2 protein-coding genes are annotated in these 1,081 nt (G+C 42.0%); both read right to left on the bottom strand.

Annotated features, from left to right (window positions below):
- Positions 1 to 62 precede the first annotated feature (62 nt).
- On the bottom strand, positions 63 to 533 hold the full coding sequence (locus GOU96_RS17725; protein ID WP_000784954.1) for an RES family NAD+ phosphorylase: 471 nt from the start codon (positions 531 to 533) through the stop codon (positions 63 to 65).
- Positions 533 to 985, bottom strand: a complete 453-nt coding sequence (gene parS / locus GOU96_RS17720; RefSeq protein WP_000024294.1) for a type II toxin-antitoxin system Xre/ParS family antitoxin — start codon at positions 983 to 985, stop codon at positions 533 to 535. The genes GOU96_RS17725 and parS overlap by 1 nt, the downstream gene beginning before the upstream one ends.
- Positions 986 to 1,081 lie beyond the last annotated feature (96 nt).

Genomic DNA, 1,081 nt, shown 5'->3' with positions numbered 1-1,081 from the left:
TGTGTTTGAGTTTAGCGTTATGCGTTGTCAGCCCCTTAGGCGGGCGTTAGGGCTCAAATCTTCTACTTGAAGATCCGTTGATCAAAGCTGAAATCCAGTTTCTCGGCTTTGTTAAATATCTCGGGCATAAGTGGATGATTTGGATTAACGACATAGTTGCGGTCTCTGGGGGAGATCGTTGATGGAACTTGAAGTGCTGCAAATTCAGGGTTTTCTGCCTTTAAAAACTGGTCTCCAATCTCTTGGGTTTGTTCACTGGCGGGTATTGCCCTCCAGTTGTTTGGGAGATCCTCATTTTCTAGTTGCACAATCAGCTCATCAGGCACATCAATTCGATAAAGGTCATATTTATGAATGAGTTCCGGGTCGTTGTTTATGTGAACAAACACCTCAAGAACACACAACGATTCCGACTCAGCAAAATAAAGCGCTTCAATCCCTTTTGAATTCCATCGTCCTCCGAATAGCTTTGCTCCCATGGGATTAAAAGGCGTGTCTGCAAATTTCTTCTGAGTGAGCCTGTACATCTTCATTAAGAGAAGACTCCATGCTCAACACGACCAATGAGATCTTTAACGGTTTCGAAGTCGACAGTTGTTGCAATCATATCTAGTGGACGCTTTCCGTTAAGACCATAGACATTCTCACGCATCCATTCTAATGCGCGCTGTTCATTACCAAAAAGGTCAGTGGCAAGTTTGATAAGCATGGCAAGGCGATACATAACATCACTCTCTTGAGTGCTGAACCGCTCTTCATTCTTGAGTCTACGCTTTATTGTGCTTATTGGGATAAGAGTAACGTTATGAAACTCGCTCTGAGACAATTTGGCTTTCTCAACAATATTGCGATAGACAATGGGCTTAAAACCTTGATGTATAGCGGTATTCTTTGATGTGTCTTCATCTTCAATGCCAAGTGTATACCAAAAGTTAGGTTGGTAAGATGGCTTAGGCTTAAAGCTTTTGAGTGTAGTATTAGCCATAATAGTGATCCTTTTGGTTCATATGGTCTATACATATTGGCTCAATTGGTCCTTTGGGTCAACTTTAAAGAATTTGCGCCCTAACAAACGTCTCAA

Source organism: Vibrio sp. R-1 (assembly GCF_035615595.1).
GTDB classification, from domain to species: Bacteria; Pseudomonadota; Gammaproteobacteria; order Enterobacterales; family Vibrionaceae; genus Vibrio; species Vibrio cholerae.
This window is presented reverse-complemented; position numbering and strand designations above follow the sequence as displayed.

Coding starts and splice junctions, on each gene's coding strand:
- GOU96_RS17725 (WP_000784954.1), bottom strand. CDS start 533: ATGAAGATGTACAGGCTCACTCAGAAGAAATTTGCAGACACGCCTTTT.
- parS (WP_000024294.1), bottom strand. CDS start 985: ATGGCTAATACTACACTCAAAAGCTTTAAGCCTAAGCCATCTTACCAA.